The 21,035-nt window shown below is 65.5% G+C and carries 15 protein-coding genes and 1 pseudogene; 4 read left to right on the plus strand and 12 right to left on the minus strand.

Annotation, left to right across the window (positions count from 1 at the left end):
- Positions 1–98: 98 nt before the first annotated feature.
- Positions 99–3,530 carry a glycoside hydrolase family 2 gene (locus H926_RS0105040; protein ID WP_022675342.1) on the minus strand — a complete coding sequence of 1,144 codons (3,432 nt, stop codon included), beginning with the start codon at positions 3,528–3,530 and terminating at the stop codon, positions 99–101.
- A gap of 215 nt (positions 3,531–3,745) precedes the next feature.
- Between H926_RS0105040 and H926_RS0105045 the strand changes: the two genes are divergently transcribed.
- Positions 3,746–5,035 carry a sugar porter family MFS transporter gene (locus H926_RS0105045; protein WP_022675343.1) on the plus strand — a complete coding sequence of 430 codons (1,290 nt, stop codon included), beginning with the start codon at positions 3,746–3,748 and terminating at the stop codon, positions 5,033–5,035.
- Between the two features lie 68 nt (positions 5,036–5,103).
- On the opposite strand, the gene H926_RS0105050 is transcribed toward H926_RS0105045, so the two are convergent.
- A complete protein-coding gene (locus tag H926_RS0105050; protein ID WP_022675344.1) occupies positions 5,104–7,674 on the minus strand; it encodes a glycoside hydrolase family 3 protein in 2,571 nt (856 codons plus the stop codon).
- Between the two features lie 228 nt (positions 7,675–7,902).
- Here H926_RS0105050 and H926_RS0105055 point away from each other — a divergent pair, with 228 nt between their 5' ends.
- Positions 7,903–9,093 carry an ROK family transcriptional regulator gene (locus tag H926_RS0105055; RefSeq protein WP_148291639.1) on the plus strand — a complete coding sequence of 397 codons (1,191 nt, stop codon included), beginning with the start codon at positions 7,903–7,905 and terminating at the stop codon, positions 9,091–9,093.
- Positions 9,094–9,170: 77 nt separating this feature from the next.
- Here the strand turns inward: H926_RS0105055 and H926_RS0105060 are convergent, their stop codons facing one another.
- The 4 genes from H926_RS0105060 to phhA all read right to left on the minus strand — a co-directional run bounded on the left by H926_RS0105060 (position 9,171) and on the right by phhA (position 15,314).
- Positions 9,171–10,721: a tryptophan halogenase family protein gene (locus H926_RS0105060; protein ID WP_022675346.1), complete on the minus strand. Its 1,551-nt coding sequence runs from the start codon at positions 10,719–10,721 to the stop codon at positions 9,171–9,173.
- Between the two features lie 106 nt (positions 10,722–10,827).
- A complete protein-coding gene (locus tag H926_RS0105065; RefSeq protein WP_043607899.1) occupies positions 10,828–13,845 on the minus strand; it encodes a TonB-dependent receptor in 3,018 nt (1,005 codons plus the stop codon).
- Between the two features lie 290 nt (positions 13,846–14,135).
- Complete coding sequence (locus H926_RS0105070; RefSeq protein ID WP_022675348.1) at positions 14,136–14,438, minus strand: 4a-hydroxytetrahydrobiopterin dehydratase; 303 nt, start codon at positions 14,436–14,438, stop codon at positions 14,136–14,138.
- A gap of 9 nt (positions 14,439–14,447) precedes the next feature.
- The gene (gene phhA, locus H926_RS0105075; protein WP_022675349.1) at positions 14,448–15,314 is read right to left on the minus strand and encodes a phenylalanine 4-monooxygenase; all 867 of its coding nucleotides are present in this window, start codon (positions 15,312–15,314) and stop codon (positions 14,448–14,450) included.
- Positions 15,315–15,503: 189 nt separating this feature from the next.
- Here phhA and H926_RS0105080 point away from each other — a divergent pair, with 189 nt between their 5' ends.
- Positions 15,504–15,974 carry an Lrp/AsnC family transcriptional regulator gene (locus tag H926_RS0105080; protein ID WP_022675350.1) on the plus strand — a complete coding sequence of 157 codons (471 nt, stop codon included), beginning with the start codon at positions 15,504–15,506 and terminating at the stop codon, positions 15,972–15,974.
- Positions 15,975–16,115: 141 nt separating this feature from the next.
- On the opposite strand, the gene aguB is transcribed toward H926_RS0105080, so the two are convergent.
- The 5 genes from aguB to H926_RS0105105 all read right to left on the minus strand — a co-directional run bounded on the left by aguB (position 16,116) and on the right by H926_RS0105105 (position 19,783).
- Positions 16,116–16,979 carry an N-carbamoylputrescine amidase gene (gene aguB, locus H926_RS0105085; protein ID WP_022675351.1) on the minus strand — a complete coding sequence of 288 codons (864 nt, stop codon included), beginning with the start codon at positions 16,977–16,979 and terminating at the stop codon, positions 16,116–16,118.
- Positions 16,967–18,028: an agmatine/peptidylarginine deiminase gene (locus H926_RS0105090; protein WP_202804670.1), complete on the minus strand. Its 1,062-nt coding sequence runs from the start codon at positions 18,026–18,028 to the stop codon at positions 16,967–16,969. Before H926_RS0105090 ends, aguB begins: the two co-directional genes overlap by 13 nt.
- Positions 18,029–18,173: 145 nt before the next feature.
- The gene (locus H926_RS0105095; RefSeq protein ID WP_022675353.1) at positions 18,174–18,494 is read right to left on the minus strand and encodes a hypothetical protein; all 321 of its coding nucleotides are present in this window, start codon (positions 18,492–18,494) and stop codon (positions 18,174–18,176) included.
- Positions 18,495–18,537: 43 nt separating this feature from the next.
- Positions 18,538–18,978, minus strand: a complete 441-nt coding sequence (locus H926_RS0105100; protein WP_022675354.1) for an OsmC family protein — start codon at positions 18,976–18,978, stop codon at positions 18,538–18,540.
- Positions 18,979–19,084: 106 nt separating this feature from the next.
- Positions 19,085–19,783: a pirin family protein gene (locus H926_RS0105105; RefSeq protein ID WP_022675355.1), complete on the minus strand. Its 699-nt coding sequence runs from the start codon at positions 19,781–19,783 to the stop codon at positions 19,085–19,087.
- A gap of 118 nt (positions 19,784–19,901) precedes the next feature.
- Here H926_RS0105105 and H926_RS25695 point away from each other — a divergent pair, with 118 nt between their 5' ends.
- On the plus strand, positions 19,902–20,846 hold the full coding sequence (locus H926_RS25695) for a LysR family transcriptional regulator (protein ID WP_022675356.1): 945 nt from the start codon (positions 19,902–19,904) through the stop codon (positions 20,844–20,846).
- Here H926_RS25695 and H926_RS32990 read toward each other — a convergent pair.
- A pseudogene (locus H926_RS32990) lies at positions 20,810–21,035 on the minus strand (LysR family transcriptional regulator); the annotation flags it as partial. The gene H926_RS25695 and the pseudogene H926_RS32990 sit on opposite strands and share 37 nt — an antisense overlap.

Raw genomic sequence — 21,035 nt, forward strand, 5'->3', positions numbered from 1 at the left:
CCCGCTTTGCGTCAGCGCGACAGGGTGCCCGGCGCCGGGCGCTGCCCATGCCGGGGAAGCAGCCAGCGCCAGCGCGGCCAGGCCATGCCGCAGCCGCATTACTGCGACAGACCCTGTTGCGCGGCCGGCACGTTCCACCCTTCCAGCGTCACCGCCGCCGCCGTGCCGGCGCTGGCCGGCCAACGCACCGTGATGGTGCGGCTTTCGCCCGGCATGACCGCAACATAGTTGTCGCTGTAATAGGCCGGCAGGATGCGCTTGCCAGCCGCATCCACCAGCGTGGCGCGGGTGTTGAGAGCCGGCGTGCTGCTGCTGTTGGTCAGCGTGATGGCCATTTCCCGTTCGCTGCCGCTGTCCTGCGGGGCGCCGGTCTTGATCGCGAGCGGCGCGGCGCCCATGGCATTGAGCGCGCGATAGGCATCCTCGTCCTTGCCGCGCCAATAGACCGTGTCGCTGACCGCCTTGCCGGCACGATCGGTGATCTTGAGGCTGACGAGCACCATCGGCGCCGACGCAAAGATCGTGTCGAGCGGCAGGGGTTTGAGCGTGGTATCGCGGTTGGCCAGCGCGTCGGCACGGTCGCGCCGCGTGAACAGCACCTTGCCGGCCAGGTCTGTCACCGTGCTGGTCACCGTCAGTCCCCTGGCATCGTCCTGCGTGGTGTTGACTAGCACCAGCGCATTGTCGGGCAGGTTGAGCTGCGCGTGCAGCGGCCGGGCGGCACGCTGCGCGCCGTAATAGGCGGCATGGGTGTCAAAGTCAGAGCTGTAGATTTGCCAGGCGTTCGATGGCCAGGACGGATGGGTCATCCAGAACAGGCGCCCGCTGTTCTTGGTCCAGAGATGGCCCAGGAAACCCTCGATCATGGCCTGGTGGGTTTCCAGGTTCATCATCTGCGCCTTGCGCTCGAAATCGGCAAAGCTGGTGGCCGTGCCGAACCGGCGGTTCAGGCTTTCCATGAACGTCTTGGTGTCGCCGTTCCCTGAAAAATGCCAGTCGTGATAGGCCAGCGTATCGCTCAGCGGCCAACGATCGGCCTCGGGCACATATTGCGCGATCGCGGCTGCCGTAGCCAGCGAGGGCGTGCCGGTTTCAACCGAAAAGCCGGTGGCCAGATCGGTGAAATAGCCCTGCGGCTGGCGATAGTTGTACGGGCCCGATCCCTGCAGGTTCACGGTGTTGGAGCTGCCGGTGTACCAGCGGGTGCCGTCCAGCTTGAACAGCAGATCGTCCAGCCCTTCGTTCAGCGTGGGATAGGGCACCCCTTCGTTGCGGCCGAACCAGATGATGATCGAGGGGTGGTTGCGATAGCGCTTCACCACGTCTTCGGCATTGGCCAGGAACAGCTGCGGGTCTTGCGGCTCCACCTGGAAATTCTGGGTCGATTGCCAGAAATCGTTGAGCACCATCATGCCGTACTCATCGGCCAGGTCATAGAATTCCGGTTCGGTACTGGTGCCCATCCAGTTGCGGATGATGTTGAGATGGGCTTCCTTGTGCAGGCGGAAGGCCGGCTCCAGCCGTTCGCGCGAAACGCGCTTCATCGCATCGTCCATGCCCCAGCTGCCGCCGCGCGCGGCGATCTTCACGCCGTTGACGCGGATCGTCAGATGCGGTTCGGGCAGCGTGTCGGCCGCGCCCAGCGCTTGCACACCGGACGAGGTTTCGCCGGCCGGCGTGAGCGATTCCACCCAGCCGCGCGGGGTTTCCTTGATCGCCTCGTGGCGCACGTCGATCAGCTTGGTGCCGGCAAGGCGCCCATCGGTGGGTTGCACGTTGACCCGGCGCAGCGCGCCGGCATGATCCATCAGCGAAAGGTCATAGGAAACCTCGCGAATGCCAAAGCGCGTCTCGGCACGGTCAGACACCGCGCCATCGACCGTGGCGGTGATATGCAGCGGGTGCAAGGCCTGCTCGCCATAGCCGTTGGGCCACCACAGGCGCGGGTTCTTGATGCGCAGTTGCGGGAAATCGGCGGGGGTAAAGCGCACTTCGCCTTCACCGGGGGCAAGCGTGACGCTGCGTTCGACGCTGACATCGTCAAACGCGGCGCGCACCGTCACCGTGCGCGGTGTCGTGCCATCGTTGCGCAGGGGCACGGTAATCAGCACGTCAGCGCTGTCGGTGCGGGGCAGGGGCAGGTCGGTCACCACCTGGCTGTCGAGCAGGCGCACGTCGCCACGGGCGCGCAACTGCACGTCCTGCCACAGCCCGGTGTCACGATCGCGAATGCCCGGGATCCAGTCCCACCCTTCGGTGGCCACGAACGTGGGGCCATCGATGGCGAGTTGGCCGCCGTTTTCGCCCACCCCGGCCGCGATCGACTGCTCGTGCGGAATGCCCGGATGCGGCGGCGGCGAAACCCGCACGGCGATCACGTTTTCGCCGGCCACCGGCACCAGCGTGAATTCGCCGCGGGCAAAGGCGCCCTTGGTCTGCCCCAGCTTCTGCCCGTTGACCCAGATTTCGGCGGCATAGTTGATGCCGTTGAAACGCAGCGCCAGGCGCTTGCCCGCCGCATCCGCCGGCACGGTGAAGCTGGTGCGATACCACCAATCCTGCCGCGCCAGGCTTTCGGGAATGCGCAGGTTGTTGAGGCCGTAATAGGGATCGGGATAGACCCCGCGATCCACCAGCGTGGTCAGCACCGTGCCTGGCACGGTCGCCGTGCGCCATTGGCCCTTGGGCGTGCCGGGGCGCGAAAGCGTGGCCCCATCGGCACCCGGCACATCGGGCGCGCCAGCCAGTTGCCAGCCGTTGATCCGCCACACGCCATCGGCCAGCGGCTGAACCACGGCGGCAGCCGGCACGGGCTTGGCCACCGGTGCGGAGAAGCCGCCTTTGGCCTGGGGCAGTGTCCAGGGGTCCTGCTGCCGCCAATAGCCGGTATTGGCGGTCTTCTGGAATTCCCAACCAACCCCCACGTGCCACATCTGCACCAGATCGAAATCGGGCCGGGTGGCAACCAGCGCCTGCACGGCGGGCAGCGGCAGCGCACCATCCTCGATCCGGGCATCGACCAGGTCGCCGCCAAAGTGCGGCGCGCCGGGCATGGCAGGGGCGACTGCCAGGCGGGGCGCCAAGGCACCGGCATCGGCCAAGGCGCCGCGCGCCATTTCCTGCCCATCGACATAGAGCGTGGCGCGTTCACCATCCCAGCTGGCGGCCACATGGCTGAACCGCCCGGCGACAATCGCACGGGGCGCCACGATCATCGCCGATCCGATCCGCAGCGCCGGCTTGCCATCGATCAGGGCCAGGCAGCGGCAGGCCGTTGCCGGATCGCCCAGCGACAGCAGCACCACAGTGCCGCTTTGTATGGCCTGCGGGCGCACCCAGGCGGCCAGGGCCGTGGGGGCATGCGGGGCCAGCACCGCAGCCGTAGTCGGCACCTCGCGGGTGATGCCGATGCCGCCTTGCATCAGGGCAGCATTCCACGGGCCGCCGTTGGTCACAGGCGCAGCACCCGCGACCGGGGCCAGCATTCCACCCAGAATCGTGGCAGCAAGCAGGCTTGTGGCAAAACGCATCGAAAATCCCTCTCCTGGTCGGCGCGTCACCCGCTTGGCCGGGTGTTGGCACCAGTGTATGAGATGGCCCGTCGTCGCGGTCGCCAGCCCATCATCGTCGGTTCCTTTCTGACGCAAACCGAATTAATAAGTCAAATTGAATTAATGATTGGGAGAGCGCGATGCATGCGAATTTCGAGGGCGGTAGCGGCCCGGGGGAAGGGGCTCTGCAGCCTATGCCGAAGGCGGCCGTAAGGGCAGCCGTCGCGGCCAGCCTGGCCGGCCTGCTGTTCGGGTTCGACACGGCGGTGATTTCCGGCGTGACCGAGGCGTTGCGCCAGCATTTCGCACTTTCCGCCACGGGGCTGGGCATTGCCGTTTCCGCCGCGCTGTGGGGCACCTTGGTGGGGGCCAGCGTGGCCGGCGGGCTGGGCGATCGCCTGGGCAGCCGCCGGGTGTTGACCTGGATCGGTGTCGCTTATCTCGTTTCGGCGATCGGTTCTGCCCTGGCGGGCGGGATGGCGCTGTTCGTGGCCTTTCGCTTTCTGGGCGGCCTTGCCATCGGCGGCTCGTCGGTGCTGGCGCCGGTCTATATCTCCGAAGTCAGCGCCGCGGCCCGGCGTGGCCGGCTGGTGGCGATGTTCCAGTTCAACATCGTTGCCGGCATCCTGCTGGCCTATTGCAGCAACTGGCTGCTGGCGCTGGCGCTTCCGGCTGACATCGCCTGGCGGGCCAAGCTTGGCATTGCGGCCCTGCCGGCGCTGTTCTTTGCGGTGATGCTGCCCGGCATTCCCGAAAGTCCGCGCTGGCTGGCGAGCAAGGGGCGTGGGGCGCAGGCACGGGTGGCGGCAGACCGGCTTGGCCTCGATGCCATGGCGCTGGCCAGCACCGATCAATCCGATGCACGCCTCGATTGGCGGCGCCATCGCCGGCCGATCCTGCTGGCGATCGCGATTGCCGCGTTCAACCAGCTTTCCGGCATCAATGCCATTCTCTATTACCTCAACGACATTTTCGCTGCGGCCGGCTTCACCGGTGTATCCGCCGATCTTCAGGCGGTCGCTATCGGATTGACCAACCTCGTTGCCACCATGGTGGCAATGACGGTGATCGATCGCGTGGGCCGTCGCCCGCTGCTGCTCACCGGCGCGATCGGCACCACGCTGGCGCTGGCGGGCGTGGCGGCGATCTATGCCACGGGCAGCGGCGCGCAGTTCCTGTTGCCTTTGCTCGTGCTGTTCATCGCTGCCTTTGCGTTTTCCCAAGGGGCGGTGATCTGGGTCTATCTGTCGGAAATTTTTCCCACGCCGGTGCGCGCACGCGGCCAGGCGCTGGGCAGCACCACGCATTGGGTGCTCAACGCCGCGATCAGCTTTGCCTTCCCGGTGGTCGCGCAGTTCACCCAGAGCCTGCCTTTCGTGGTCTTTGCCCTGGCCATGGCGGTGCAGGCGGTGGTGGTCTGGCGCTTCTTCCCCGAAACGCGCGGCGTCGATCTCGAGGAACTGGCCGCGCGGCTTTCGCACTGACCATGCATGGGCGCGGGCCGGGGATCGTCCCGGCCCGCGTCATGCGTCAAGAGGGCTTGGCGCGGCGATCAATGCGTGGCGCAGGGCAGCCGCACTTGCGCATCCATCCCCAGCTTCACCCGGGCCAGGCTGATCGTCATCGCCCCGCCGGTTGACAGGATCAGCGGCGCGTCGACCGCATCCATCCGCGCCCCTGCCGTGCGCAGGCACTGCAGCGGAATGCCCAGCGTCGTCCAGGTGCCGCGCGGCAGCATGTCGAGCTTGCCCAGCGACAGGCTGGTGGCCTTTCCGGCGCTGTCCATCGCCAGGGTGACCGGCGCGGTGGGCGCCGCATCCACGCGGATCGTGGTCACCAGCATCATCTCGCCGTTGGTCTCGCGCGAGAGGTCTGCCGGGGCGTGGGTGGTGAGCGCCAGCGCCGCGGTGCCCTTGCTGCCGGAAAAGGCAAAGGTCCGCGCCCCTTCCTGCACCTGGTAATCGCTGGCGGTGATCGCCACGCCGCTATCGGCCACGGTGGCGGGCACGCTGGTGATCCGCGTCCCCCCGCCGGTGCCGGCGTTCTGGATTTCCAGCGACCAGCCTGGCGTGGGCACGCCTTTCTGGAAATACTCGGTGGTGCTGCCGGCGCTGTCGTCAACGCCCGATTGCTCGGGCAAGGGCACCCACCGGGGCGCCTTGGCCTTGAGCGACAGCCCATGGCCCAGCGGATAAAGCGTTGCCCCGCCCGGCACTGCGGTCATCGGCCAGCGGAACGGCAAGCGCCCGGTGAAATCGTGGGCCACGCTGCCATCGCTGCCGCGCAGCAGCACATCGGCCACGCCTTCGCCTTCCGATCCCGGCAACCACGCCACGACAAAGGCATCTGCCAGGTTGAGGAACGGGTTGGCATAGAGCGGCCGCCCGGTCAGCATCAACGCCACCACCGGCACGCCGGCGGCCTTGAGCTTGCGCATGGTTTCCAAGGGCGCGCGCAGATCGGGCTTGAGCTGCAGGCTGCGCAGATCGCCCTGGAATTCGGCATAGGGCGTTTCGCCAAAGACCACGATCGCCGCGTCGGGCTTTTGCCCGGCAAAGCTGCCATCGGGCGAAAGCGTGGCCTGCCCGCCTGCCGCGCGCACTGCTGTATCGATGCCCTGCCACAGCGTGGTGGCGCCGGGGAACAGCTTGGGATCAAGCCCGGTGCCTTGCCACGAAAGCGTCCACCCGCCCGATTGCCGGGCAATGTCGTTGGCGCCATCACCGGCGACCAGAATGCGCGCCTTGGGCGACAGCGGCAAAAGGCCGCCTTCGTTCTTGAGCAGCACCAGCGATTCCTGCACCGCCTGGCGGGCAACCGCGCGGTGGGGGGCGCTGCCCAGCAGATCGAACTGCCCGGCATAGGGGCGGGAAGACGGGCGCCCCGCGCTGAACAGGCCAGCGCGCATCTTGACGCGCAGCACCGCGCCCACGGCCTCGTCCAGTCGCGCCATCGGCACCGTGCCATCCTGCACTTGCGCGATAAGGCTGTGATAGAGCGCCTTCCAGCTATCGGGCGCCATGAGCATGTCTATCCCGGCGTTCACTGCCTGCGGGCACGAGGCGTTGCTGCACCCGGCCACCTGGCCATGCGCGTTCCAGTCGCTCACCACCAGGCCGGCAAAGCCCATGCGCTTCTTGAGCACGTCGGTCAGCAGGCTCTTGTTGCCGGTCATCTTCACACCGTGCCAACTGGAAAAGCTGGCCATGATCGACAGCACCCCGGCGTCGATCGCGCTGACATAGGGCTGGGCATGCACCTTGATCAGTGTTGCCTCGTCGACAACGGCATCGCCCTGGTCGCGCCCTTCGAACGTGCCACCATCGGCCAGGAAATGCTTGGCCGTGGCGATCACGTGCGGCCCGGCCAGCAGCGGGCCGGAATTGGGCTTGCCCTGCAGCCCTTCGATGAACGGCCGGGCATAGCTGGCCACCAACGCCGGATCTTCGGAATAGCCTTCAAAGGCGCGGCCCCAGCGGGTGTCCTGCGGCACGGTGATGGTCGGGGCAAAGGTCCAGTCGATGCCAGTCACGCGCACTTCGGTGGCGGTCACCGCCGCGATGCGTTGCAGCAGCGCGGGATCGTGCGTGGCGCCCAGTGCGGAATTGTGGGGAAACAGCGTGGCGCCCACGATGTTGCTGTGCCCGTGCACGGCATCGGTGCCCCACATCACCGGAATGGCCACGCCGCCATCGCGCTTGTCGACAGAGGCATCATAGAACGCGTCCGCCAGCTTGATCCATTCGGGCGCCGGGGCATAGTCATTGCCGCCCGGCCCGGCATTGCCGCCATTGAGCACCGATCCCAGGTGATAGCGGTGCACGTCGTCGGGCGTGACGGTGGAAAGATCGGCTTGAAGGATCTGGCCAACCTTTTCCTCCAGCGTCATCCGCTTGATCAGCGCATCGATGCGGGCTTCCATCGCGGCATCCTGGCGCCAGGGCCAGCGGGCCTGGGGCCACAGCGCGGGGTGGGCCACGGCGCTGGCAGCGGCCGCTGGAAGGGCAGCCTCGCTCGGCGCAGTCTGCGCGCAGGCCGCGCCACCCCACGACAGGCCCAGGCCAAAGGCCAGTGCAGCCGCTGTCGACAGGTAAGTTGATAGGCGAAAACGATTTACAGGCATTCCGGGCATCCTTAATTAAAACAAGTTTAAATATTTTTTGGTTTTCACGAGGGGCTGTGCCAAAGTCGGGCATAACCGACAGGCTGATGCATGAAATTTGCGCGCAAATGCCCCGCTTTTCGCATTTGTTTCGCAGGCCGTGCGTGGCAATAGAAACACATGGGATCGAGGCACGATGAACAGGTTGAAACCGCCCCGGACGGCAACCCCACAGGGGCGGGCGGCATAATGGCCAGCGATCAGATCCGCCTGTCGGGCACGAACCTTGAGCGTGCGGCCGATCACAACCAGCGCGTCACGCTGCATGCCATCCGCGTCAACGGCCCGCTTACCCGCATCGATCTGGCCCGCATCACCGGGCTCACCCCGCCGGCGATCGCCAACATTACCAAGCGTCTGATGGCAGATGGCCTGATCGAGGATGCCGGCCAGCGGCGCGGCGGACGCGGCCAGCCCGCCACGCGCCTGGTGATCAACCGGTCGGCCTGCTATGCCATTGGCGTCAACATCGATCGCGATCACATCACGCTGGTCGTGGTGGATTTTGCCGGCGCGGTGGTTGCCGGCATTACCCAGGACATTGCCTTCCCGATGCCGGCAGATGTCCAGGCGCTCTATCGCGGGTCGATCCGCCGCCTGCTGGACGAGGCCGGGGTCGAGCCGGCACGGCTGGTTGGGCTGGGGGTGGCAAAGCCCGACGATTTCGGTCTGGTCGATCTGCCGGGCCGGCCTGCCGATTTCGCCTGCTGGGAAACTGCCGACATTGCCGACCTGTTCCGTGGCCCGTTCGAACTGCCGATCTTCGTTGAAAATGATGCTGCCGCAGCCGCGATGGGTGAACAGCAACTGGGCCACGGCCAGACGTGCTCCAGCTTTTTCTACATCCTGATTTCGTCCGGACTGGGCGGTGGCCTGGTTGTGGATGGCGCCTATTTTCGCGGTGCCAATGGCCGCAGCGGCGAAATCGGCTTCATGCTGGCGCGGCGGGAAGGACAGGCCCCGCACCCGGTGCAGGATCTCGTCTCGCTTTCGGGCGTGCGCCGTGCCCTTGGTGCGGTCGGCCTGACCGAGGCTGATCTGCGCGGCAACCCGGATGATCCTCGTCTCGCCAGTGCCATGGCTGCCTGGGTGGAAGGCGCCGCCGAAGAGTTGTGCGATCCCCTCATCGCGGTGAACTGCCTGATCAACCCGGCGGCGATTTTCGTCGGCGGCCGGTTGCCGGGGCGCTGGGTCGATGCGCTGGCCGATCGGCTGAATCAGCTGTTGCAGCGGCGTGGCGCGCATGTTCCGGCGCTTTCGCTGGTCCAGCGCGCCTGGCTGGCCGAAGATGCACCGGCGGTGGGTGCGGCGATCCTGCCCTTCAGCCATTTCCTGTTGCCCGCCGCGCGCGTGCTGTGGACGGCAGACGCGCAAGGGTAACCCCAAGGCGCCAAGACTCGCCGCGCACAGTGCATCCATCGCAGGCATCATCCTTGTCGTGCAGAGGGGGCGCGGGTTCAGGCGGCCAACGGGCCGGACGGTGTGCCGCCGGTGATATGCGCAATGAATTCGCGGTGGGGCCGCGCCTCGGCTACGGCGGCGGCCACGGTTTCGCGCATACGGCGTAGCGCCACGCTGATTTCCGCGTCGGTAAAGTGATCGGCCATGGGATCGTGTGCTGGGGGCAGCCAATCGAACCCGGCGTACATCGATAGCCAGCTGGGATCGAGGAAGCTTTCCCATTCATACCGCACCAGCCGCCCCCGCGCGCGGAACAGGCGCAGCTTGTGGGCCAGCATCTCGGGCACGTCGGCCTGGCGCAGGCGGTCCCAGAATGGCTCGCCCACGCGCCGGTTTCCCAGGTAATGCAGGATCAGGAAATCGCGGATGCGGGCATATTCCAGTGTGGTGGCGCGGTTGAATTCGTCGGCCAGCGCCTGATCGAACGTGGCATCGGGAAAGAATTCCGCCAGGCGTTCGATCGCCGTCTGGATCAGGGTGATGCTGGTCGATTCCAACGGCTCCAGGAACCCCGCCGCCAAGCCCATGCCCACGCAGTTGCCCGCCCAGAACCGTTGGCGATGCCCAGCGCCAAAGCGGATAAGGTTGGGCTCGGCCAGGGCTTCACCTTCCAGGCGCGACAGCAGCTTGGCCGTCGCCTCGTCATCCGATAGCATCGCGCTCGAATAGACATAGCCATTGCCCACGCGATGCTGCAGCGGGATGCGCCATTGCCAGCCGGCCTCTTGCGCGGTGCTGACGGTATAGGGCCAATCGCGCGTGGCATCGGCGGCGCAGGGAATGGCCACCGCGCGGTCGCACGGCAACAGATCGGTCCAGTCGGTCCACCCCACGCCCAGCGCTTTGCCCAGCAGCAGTGAACGAAAGCCCGTGCAGTCGATGAACAGGTCGCCGGCAACGCTGCCGTGATCCTTTGTTACCAGATGCGCGATATGGCCGGTCTGCGCATCCAACGCCACGTCGTTGATCACGTCATCGATGTGGCGCACGCCCTGCGCCAGCGCGCGATCGCGCAACGTCGCGGCAAAGCGGCTGGCGTCGAAGTGTACCGCCCAGTCGAACACCGCCAGGTCATTCACCGGCTTGTCAGGCGGCAGCATGAACGCGCCGCGCTGCGCCAGCGCGCTGCACAGGCTGTAGGCCGCAAGGTCGGTCGGCTCGCCGGCATGTTGCAGCTTGAGCCAGTATTGGTGAAACGGCACCCCGCGTGAGGGCACGCCATAGAGCCCGAACGGATGGAAGAAGCGACTGCCGGGTTGGGCCCAGTCGCGAAACTCGATGCCCAGTTTCACCGTGCCGCCGGTGGCGCGCAGCACGTCGATATCCTCAACCCCGATCGCGCGGAAATAGTCGCGGATGCCCGGCACCGTGGCTTCGCCCACGCCCACCGTGCCGATCGCGCTGGATTCCACCACGGTGATGGTCACGCCTTGCCGTGCCAGCCGGCCCGAAAAATAGCAGGCAGCCATCCAGCCCGCCGTGCCGCCGCCGGCGATCACGATCTGGCGGATGGGCTTGGCGTGCTGGGCGGCTGGCATGTCGGTCATGGCAACACTCGTGTGGTTGAAACGAAAAGACCCGCCGCCCAGGGGAGAAGTTGGACGGCGGGTCAGTCAGGAGGCTCGTGAAAAGATCCTCTTTGGTTCGATAGACTTAGAACTTGGTACGGGCGCCGATCAGGAAGCGGCGTTCGTAGATGTTGTTGAAGGCCTTCTGGTCGGGGAACGCGAGGTAATAGCGCTCGTGTTCACCGGTCAGGTTGGAGCCCTGGGCATAGATCGTCAGACGCTTGTTGATATCATACGAAACCGACGCGTCGACATAGTTGGTCGGGGCCTGCATCAGCGTGAGGCCGTCGATGCCGGCAAAGTTCGTCTGCTCCACGCGGGCCGAGCGATAGTTCCACGCCACGCGGGCCTGGAGACCATACTTTTCGAACCACAGCGCCGCGTTGATCTGGTGCTTGGAGTTATCCTGGAACGGCAGCTTGGCCCCGTTCAGGTTGGTGCCCCCGGCGTTGGAATCAGACAGCGTGTAGTTGAGATCGACGCCAAAGCCGCTGAGCACGCCCGGCAGGAAATCGAACCCAAGCTTGGCCCCGGCTTCGATGCCCTGCAGATAGCCGCCGCGACCCTGCACCTGCGAGTTGATGAACACGGTGCTGCGCACCACGCCGTCAAGATCGGGCAGGTCCGTCCGCTTGACCGAGTCCGTCTTCACAAAGCTGGCGATATCAATGCGATAAAGGCCAAAGTTGATCAGGCTGGTACGGTTCAGGTAATATTCGAACGACACTTCATAGTTGGTCGACCGCCAGGGATCGAGCATCGGGTTGCCGTTGGAATTGCCGCCCGACACGCGGAAGATCGGCGGGTTGAACGTGGTATCGATCGCATAGTTGAGATCGAGGCCACCGCCCCACTGTGCAAGATCAAGCAGCGTCATGTTCTTGGAGAACGCAGCGCGCACGCGGAACTTTTCGGTCACGTCGAGCGAGGCGTTGAGCGCCGGCAGCCAGTCGGTGAACGAACGGTGGGTATAGATATCGCCCACGTCGGCAGCCGGAAGACCATAGGGCTGGCCCGGACCCGAGATGTTCTGGCGCACGTTGAAGGTGGTGTTGATCACGCGCAGGCCGGCGTTGGCACGCAGCGCCATGCCACCGATTTCGGTGTTCCAGTTGAGCTGGCCATAGGCCGACTTCTGGTGGAGCTTGATCGAATAGGACCGGCCCGGAATGACGAATTCCTTGTTGCCGGGATAGAAGCTGTTCTGGAACGAGGCGGCATCGTCCATCGCGTGCGGATCGAGCACGTAGAACGCGCCGACGCCCCCGGCCGGCACGGTGTACTGCTTGAGGTACTTGGAGATCGTCGCGTCGTTGCCCAGGCGCGTCAGGCCCGCGGTATAGAAACCGTTGGCATCGCCCGCCGAACAGCTGCTGCTGTTCATCTGAACGTCGAACGCCTTCCACTTGACGTAGCAACCGTTGGGATCGGATGCGCCCTGACCGGCATAGAACGGCGCGGCACGATCGAAGTAATAGGCTTCTGCACCACGCTCGCCATAGCGCGCACCGAAATCGAACGACACATCGGGCGAAAATTCATAGCTGGCGTCAAAGCGCGCCACCTTGAGATCCGAATTCGACCGGTAGTTGTTTTCCGAAGACGTGGTCTTGAAGCCGTAGGCAGCCGGATTCCCCAGGTTGCTGGCCAGCGCGTTCGGCAGGGTGAAATTGGGCATTTCGCCGCGATAGTCGATCGAGGCCGGCAGGGTGTTGTAGGTGTAGCCCAGCGGGTTGAACGTGCGATCGCCGCCCAGCGCGGCCGGATAGTGGCCCACGCCATTGAACCACTGCTTGCCGTTCGACAGGCTCAGCTGGAAATAGCTGTCGTCGAAGTTCTTGTGCGCCTTGCCATAAAGCCCGCGCAGCGTCGCCTTGAACGGCCCGCTGTTATAGCGCAGTTCAAGGTTGAGGTTGATCGAGTCAGACTTGGTTCGGCCGGTTTCGGAATAGCTGTCAAAGTTCTGCAGCGTGTAGTTGTACTGGTCGACGACGTTGAAGTTGTAGCCGTTGATCTTGACACCGGTATCGCGCGAGTGGCCCGGCACGAAATCGGCCGCCTGCCAGTTCACCGCCTGGAACTGGAAACCAGCGGTGCGATCATACTGCGTCTGCTTGGTGTAGAACCCGTCGGCAACCAGGTCGAGCTTGTCGTTAAGGTGCGCCTGGAACGAGCCGTTGAGGCCGAAGCGCTCACGCGTGGTGATGCGGTTCCAGCCGGTGTGGGCCTGGGGCGAGAAATAGGTATCGTTGGCATCGCCATCGCCGTTCACGTCCACGCCGGTGAGCAGGCCGTTGTTGTAGATCGAGGTGCCGCGATTGGGATCGTCAAAGCGGAAGCCGCCGTAGCCGGTGGCATCGCCAATCGATTCATTGGCGAGGCGGCCGCCGTAATCGCGCTGGATGCCCGAATACGAGTTGGACAGATCGACCTTGGCATAGGATGCCGAAACCAGGAAGCCGACGTCATCGTTGCGCCAGGCGAGCAGGCCATTGACCTGCGGGTTCCACTTCTTGGCCTTGTCGCCATAGGAACCTTCGACGGCGGCTGCGCCCGAAAGGCCCGACTTGAAATCGAACGGACGGCGCGTGAGCAGGTCGATCGTGCCGCTGATGCCCGAAGCGAGCAGCGTGCCAGTGGGCGACTTGATGACGTTCGCGCCCGAAAACAGCTGCGACGGGATGTCGGTGAAGTTGGGCTGGACCGACGTGATCGAGTTCGCGCCGAGATAGGCTTCGCCGTTGAGCAGCGTCTGCACCTGGGGCAGGCCGCGCACGTTCACGCTGGCACCTTCGCCGGCGTCGCGGCGGATCTGCACGCCCGGAATGCGCTGAAGCGAGTCGGAAATCGTCACGTCGGGCAGCTTGCCGATATCCTGCGCGGAAATGGCATCGACCACGCTGGCGCTGTTGCGCTTCACGTCGATCGCGCGGGCGACCGAGGCGCGAATGCCAGTAACGATAATCGCCTGTTCGGGCGTTCCGGCAGCGCTGTCAGTGGTAGGATTTTCAGCGGTCTGGGCCGTGGCAAGGACCGGGGTTGCCAGTGCGATGGCCGATACCGCGTAACGCAGCACGCGGGAACGAGACGCAAACGATCGCATCGAAATGTCCTCTCCTGAAGATTGTAGGTCTTGCCTACGATTAAACAATTTTGTTTTATCAAATTGCCCGCGAATGCCCTTTGCGTCAAACGTTTTCTGAACGTTACCAAAACGCCTTTCGGAAAATCCAATTTCGCCAGTTGTTTGAAGGCACATGGCGATGACTTCTCGACAACGCGGTTGCAGCAATGCCGTGGCGGCGAGCAGGGCGGCCAGGCCACGCCGCACACGAAAAACACCCCCGGAATCGCTTCCGGGGGTGAAGGGCCGTTACGCCAGCGTCGCGGAATTCAGATCAGGGCGTCGATGATTCCAGCCAAGGCCACGTCACGCGTCGAAATGCCGCCCGCGTCGTGCGTGGTCAGCCAGATGTCCACCCGGTTGTAGACGTTGCTCCATTCCGGGTGATGGTCCATCCGCTCGGCGGCAAAGCCGACTTGCACCATGAATGCCATAGCCGCAGGAAAATCGGGCATGACGACCCGGCGGTACAGTGCGGCGCGCGCCCGGTCATGCTGCCAGTGCGGCAACAGCGCCAGGGCTTGTACCAGTTCGGCTTCTCCAAGGGCGGCGATGGATTTGGTTTCGGGCATGGCGTTCCTTCAGGCAGCGGGCATGCGACGGGCATAGGCCTGCGTGCCATGGTGCAATACCCGATCCTGCGGGATCACCGCGTCGGGGGCAAGCGTGGGCAGGTCAGCCACGGCGGCATAGAGCGGGGCGAAATCGGTATTGCGGGTCTGGTCAAGCAGGTCGGCAAAGCTGTCGATTACGAAATAGCTCTGCTGATAGGTGTCGATGCGATAGTCCGTGCGCAGCAGCCGCGACAGGTCAAAACCCAGTCGGTTGGGCGAGGGGTCATCCAGCGCGAACACGCTTTCCCCGTGCGAGGACACGATCCCCGCGCCATAGATGCGAAGCCCGTGCGGCGTGCGCAACAGCCCGAATTCCACGGTATACCAATAGAGCCGCGCCAGGTTGACGAGGGCGTCCATGCCCTGCGCCCGCAGCCCGCCTTGGCCATAGGCCTGCATGTAATCGGCAAAGACCGGATCAGCGAGCAGCGGCACATGGCCAAAGACATCGTGGAATACGTCGGGTTCGGACAGGTAGTCCAGCTGATCGGGCCGGCGGATGAAGCGCCCGGCCACGAAGCGGCGGTTGGCGAGGTGATCGAAGAACACCGCATCGGGAACCAGCCCCGGCACGGCCACCACTTCCCAGCCCGTGGCCTGATAGAGTCGCTCTGACAGTTCGGCAAAATCGGGAATGCCGGGGCGTGACAGGCGCAGGATGTCCAGCCCGGCCAGGAATTCCGGCGCCGCGCGATCGTGCAGCATTTCCACCTGGCGGCGGAACAGGGTGTCCCACGTGGCATGGTCGGCCGGCGTGTAGCTGGCCCAGTCCTGCGGCACTGTCCAATCGGCGGCAGCACCAGGGGGCGGCGTGAGGGGAAGATCGCTGGCCATCTGCGCAGTGTGTCGCAGGCGATCTGGAAAGTCGTTTCACAATGTGTGGTCGATCGCCCGAGGGTGAATGATCTGTATCGTTTTGTGCAATGATGCTGGTATGAATGCTTCACAATTTTTTTGGCAATGCACAAATTTCTTTTTGATTCGCTGCTTCCCTCTGTCGTTCGCAACCCCATGAGAGACGCCATGACCGCCCCGCTTGCCCTTGACGCTCTTGATCGCCGCCTGCTTCAGGCCGTGCAGCGCGAGGCCGATCTCAGCCACGCCGCCCTGGCCGAGGCGGTGGGAACCTCGCCCGCATCGTGCTGGCGCCGGCTCAAGGCGCTGGAAGAGGCCGGGGTGCTGGGGCCGGCGGTGCGCCTGCTCGATCCTGCTGCGCTGGGCCTGGCGCTCGATGCCGTCTGCCAGGTGCGGATGAAGGCCCACGATGCACAGGCCCGTGGCAGTTTCGAGCAATTCGTGCTGGATCGCGATGAAGTGCTCGAATGCCTGTCGATGTCGGGCGAATGGGACTATCAGTTGCGCATCGTGGTGCGCGATATGGCGCAATACGAGCATTTCCTGATGCACGCCCTGCTGCGCCACCCGGCGGTGGCCACGTCCGCCTCGCACTTTGCGCTCAAGCGGATCAAGGCCACCACGCAATTGCCGGTCTAGGGTGTGTGGGGATTCAGGCCAGGGTGGCGCGAGAATGGCTGATTTTCGCGACCCGGCGCGCAGCGTACTTTTGGTACGTGAGCACCGGAAGCGCGAAAAGCGGCCGTTCGCAGCCCGCCATGGGCTGAATCCCCACACATCCTAGCCGCCGTAGGTGCCGATCACGCCATAGAGTTCTGGCCGGCGATCGCGGAACAGGCCCCAGCCGGCACGCTGCGGGGCAATTTCGTCCAGGTCGAAGCTGGCGGTGATCACCGCCTCACCCTGGCGCGGGGCCTGGGCTACCACGGCGCCGAACTGGTCGGCGATGAAGGACGAGCCGTAGAAGGTGATGTCACCGTCCTGGTTCGTTTCAAAGCCAACCCGGTTTGACGCGATGACGGGCACCATGTTGGCGCCGGCATGCCCCTGCATCACGCGCTGCCAGTGTGGCTGGCTGTCATAGCCGGGAAAGGCCGGCTCGCTGCCGATCGCTGTTGGGTAAAGGATCAGTTCGGCGCCCTGCAAGGCCAGGGCGCGCGCGCATTCGGGAAACCACTGGTCCCAGCAGATGCCAGCGCCGATGCGGCCGAAGGCGGTGTCCCACACCTGGAACCCGGTATCGCCCGGGGCAAAGAAGTACTTTTCGCGATAGCCTGGCCCTTGGGGAATGTGGCTCTTGCGATAAAGCCCCAGCTCGGTGCCATCGGCATCGATCATCGCCAGGGCGTTGAAGTGCGCTGCACCCACGCTTTCGAAAAAGCTGATCGGCAGCACCACGCCCAGCTCGGCCGCCAGATCGGCAAAGCGGGCGATCACCGGGTTGCCGGCCCAGGGGCGGGCCAGCGCGAAGTGATCGGGTCGTTCGTCGGCGCAGAAGTAGGGCGCTTCGAACAGTTCCTGCAGCAGGACGACCTGGGCGCCCTGCGCAGCTGCCTCGCGCACCAGCATTTCGGCGCGATCGAGATTGGCGGCAAGATCCCACGTGCAGGCAAACTGGGTGGCGGCAACGGTCACTGGGCGCATGGCTGGGCTCCATCGGGCAGGAAATGCGGTGCGGGCTGGTGCTGGGTGATGCAGTGGATCGAGCCGCCGCCATAGGGCAGGGCCGGCAACACCAGCTGAACCACGGCACGATCGGGAAACGCGGCGGCCACGGCAGCGCGCGCCGCGTCGTCTTGCGGCACGCCATGGCCGGGCATGATCACCGCGCCATTGGCAATGTAGAAGTTGACATAGGAGGGCTGGTGCCGGGCATCGCGCGGATCGATCGTGGGCGCGGCGGGAAGATCGATGATCGCAAAGGGCCGACCCCGCGCGTCGCGCTGCGCCAGCAGAGCGGCGCGGTTGGCCGCCAGCGTCTCGGCGCGCGCACCGCTGGCCGTCGCCGGGTCTTCCATCATCACCACCCCGGGCCGCACGACGGCCGCCAGGCAATCGACATGGCCATCGGTTTCCACTTCGGCTGCGTCCCCCGGCAACCACACGATCTTTTCCGCACCCAGCGCGGCGAGCAGCTCCGCCTCGACCTGGGCACGGGTGAGCCCCAGGTTGCGGTTGGCGTGCAGCAGGCAGCTTTCGGTGGTGATCACCGTGCCTTCGCCGTCAGACAGGATCGCGCCCCCTTCGGCAGTCAAGGGACAGGTTACCAGCGGCAGGCCAAGTTGCTCGGCCATCCGGCGCTTGAGCGCGGCATCGGCGGCATAGGGGTGGTATTTGCGCCCCCAGGCGTTGAACGCCCAGTTGACCACGGCGAGGCCGCCCTTGCTGCCGCGCACGAACGTCGGCCCGGAATCGCGCATCCAGCTGTCATCGATCGGCGCGATGAATGGCGTTACGGCGTCGCCGCACTGTTCGCGCACGGCCGCAACGTCCTGCTCGCGGCACACCATGTGCACCGGTTCGAAGCGGGCGATGGCACGCGCCACCGTGGCAAAATCGGTCTGGGCGGCGGCGAGGCGATCGCCCCACAACGCGGCCCTTACCGGCCAGGCCATCCAGCACGCGCTATGCCGCTCGGTTTCCGCTGGCATGAGGAATTTTTGCGAAAGATAGGGCGACAGGTCCAGCCGCATGGGATTTGCCTTTTGCCAATGATGCATGCCCCTGCCTTGATCGGGCGGGCGTGGCTGATCATGGCTTGTGGTTCCCGGCTTGCCAAACGCGACCTTTTCACGCTTTTGATGAAAAGCGTTCACCTGACCTCACGCGCCGAGCCATTCACGCAGCAAACCGGGCGATCGCGGCCAGTTCGGCATCGTCCAGCCCGCGCTGGTGCAACTCGCCGATCAGCGTGCCATCGGGCAGCCGGCCGGCGCGGGTGGCGCAGGCAAAGCGGCGCACGGCCTCCAGGCGCGGATCGGCGAGCGGCATCGGGGCGTTGTCGCCGAACAGGCGGGTCATCCAGCGTTGCAGGCGGGTTTTGGCGTGATCGGGCATGGCCGGGGCGCGGCAACCGATCGTGTCGGCATCGTGCGCGCCAACGTGGGCGGCCAGCCAATCTTGGCGAGAAAGCGCGGGGGTGACGGTGGCGGGAACCATGGCAAGACCTCTTGCAAAACGGGGGATGGGGAAGGGCAGCCGCTCAGGCAGCCAGGACAGTGGCTACCGTGGCGCCCTGCGTCAGCGTCTTGTGCACCGGGCAGCGGTTGGCGATGCCGAGCAACTCGTCACGAACTGCTGGTTCCAGCGCGGGGTCGAGCGTGATGGCGCGGGAAAACTGGTCGGGCGGGGTCTGCCCGGCAACGCGGGCATGGGTGACCACGGTGTGGACTGCGCCAATGTCCCAGCCCTTGCGCCCGGCATAAAAGCGCAGGGTCATCGTGGTGCAGGTGGCCAGCGCGGCGCACAGCAGGTCATAGGGTGTCGGGCCAGTGCCCAGTCCACCCAGCGCCACCGGTTCATCGGCCAGGATATCCTCCTGCCCTTCGCGCCCGCCGATCGCCAGGCGAGACTGGAATGTGCCCGCGCCGGTGCTGGTGGCGCTGGCATGGGGCACATGGGCGGGGGTGTTGGCTTGGGTCATGGCCGTGAACCTTTCGATCGGCGCGCCAGATACGTTGGGGCGGGTAAGCTGGGGCGGCCGCCGCGCCTTGCGGCCGCCCCGTTGGTCAATTGCCGGCGTCAGGCCATCACAGCGTGTCGACCAGCACGATTTCGCTGTCTTCCAGCGCCGAGATGGTGATCGTGTCGACATCGGCAATGGCCAGGCCATCGCGCGCGTCGGCCGTCACGCCGTTCACCGTGATTTTGCCGGTGGCCGGCACCAGATAGCCCTTGCGCTCTGCGCCCAGGACATAGTCCACGCTCTGCCCGGCCAGCAGCGTTGCGGCGACCAGGCGCGCTTCGGTACGGATCGGCAGCGCGTCCTTGTCTTCGGCATAGCCGCTGGCGAGGACCACCAGTTCGCCCGAGCGTTCGGCCTTGGGAAACTGGCGCGCACCCCAACTCGGCTGCTCACCCTGGCGGGTGGGCATGATCCAGATCTGGAAGATGCGGGTGGTTTCGTCTTCCAGGTTGTATTCGGCATGGGTGATCCCGGTGCCTGCGCTCATCACCTGCACGTCGCCAGCGGCGGTGCGGCCCTGATTGCCCAGGTTGTCGCGATGGGTGATCGCGCCTTCGCGCACATAGGTGATGATTTCCATGTCGCGGTGGGGATGGGGCGGAAAGCCGCTCTTGGCCGCGATGGTGTCATCGTTCCACACGCGCAGGTTGCCCCACGCCATCCGCGTCGGTTCATAGTAGTCGGCGAAAGAGAAGTGGTGGGCAGCATCGAGCCAGCCGTGGTTGGCGCGGCCGATGCCGGAAAAGGGGCGCAGTTCGATCATGGCTTGTCTCCAGTGGCTGGCGGCGTTCGGTGCCGTTCAGCTGTTGGGGCCAATCTAGGCATTCTCACTTGCAAAGAAATGGCAATGATGGAAAAGCATCAGTGAAGGAAATTGCATAATGTCTTTGCCTGATCTCGAAGCTTGGGCGATCTTTGCCAAAGTGGTCGATACTGGTTCGTTCGCCGCGGCCGCCGATGCCCTGGGCTTGTCCAAGCCTACGGTGTCCAAGGCGGTGACCCGGCTGGAAGCGCGGCTGGGCGTGCCGCTGCTCCACCGCACCAGCCGCCGCCTGGCGCTGACCGAAAGCGGGCGCGGCGTGCTCGATCGGGCGCGGCGCATCCTGGCCGATGGCGAGGCGGCCGAGGCGCAAGCAGGCGCCGAAGGTGATGTGCCGCGCGGGCTGGTGCGCCTGGCCGTGCCCATGGGCTTTGGCCTACGCCATGTCGCGCCGCTCCTGCCGCAATTCCTGGAGGCTTACCCGCACGTGGGCCTCGATCTCGATCTGTCGGACGCGCGGGTCGATGTCGTGGGCGGCGGGCACGACGTGGTGCTGCGCATTGCCGGGCTGGATGATAGCTCGCTACGGGCGCGGCGGCTGTGTGCGGTGCGCCGGCCGCTGGTCGCGGCGCCCTCCTATCTTGCGGCGCATGGCACGCCCACCCATCCGCGCGATCTGTCGCGGCATGTCGGGCTGCTCTACACCAATCTCGATGCGCCGGAATCCTGGCGCTTCCACCACGCGGTGGAAGGGGATTATGTCGTGACGGTCAAGGGCCGGCTTGGCGCCAACAATGCCGATGCGCTGGCTCCGGCGCTGCTGGCAGGCCAAGGGCTGGCGCTGCAACCCGATTTCATGGTGTGGGAAGACATGGCCGCCGGCCGCCTGGTCGAGGTAATGCCCGAATGGCGCATCCCCGATATCGCGCTGCATCTCGTAACGCCGCCGGGCAGCCAGCGCCCGGCACGGGTGCGGGTGCTGATCGATTTTCTCGCCCGCCACCTGTCTCGCGCGCCATGGTCGGTCGATCAGGTAGCAACGGCGCCCGTGCCGCCCGCCCAGTGAAGAATCGCGGCGGTCAGCGCTTCTGCCGCCAGGTTGTGGCCACCGGGCGCGATTACGGCAAATTCGATTGCCGGTAGCTCGGGCAATGTGCCGGGCGGGCGCAGCGGCGCCAGCCCTTGCGGCACCAGGCGCAGCGAGTGCGGCATCACGCCAAGCCCGGCCCGCGCCGCCGCGGTCAGCCCGCTCAAT

Origin of the sequence: Novosphingobium sp. B-7 (genome assembly GCF_000410615.1) — a bacterium.
Lineage (GTDB): Bacteria > Pseudomonadota > Alphaproteobacteria > Sphingomonadales > Sphingomonadaceae > Novosphingobium > Novosphingobium capsulatum.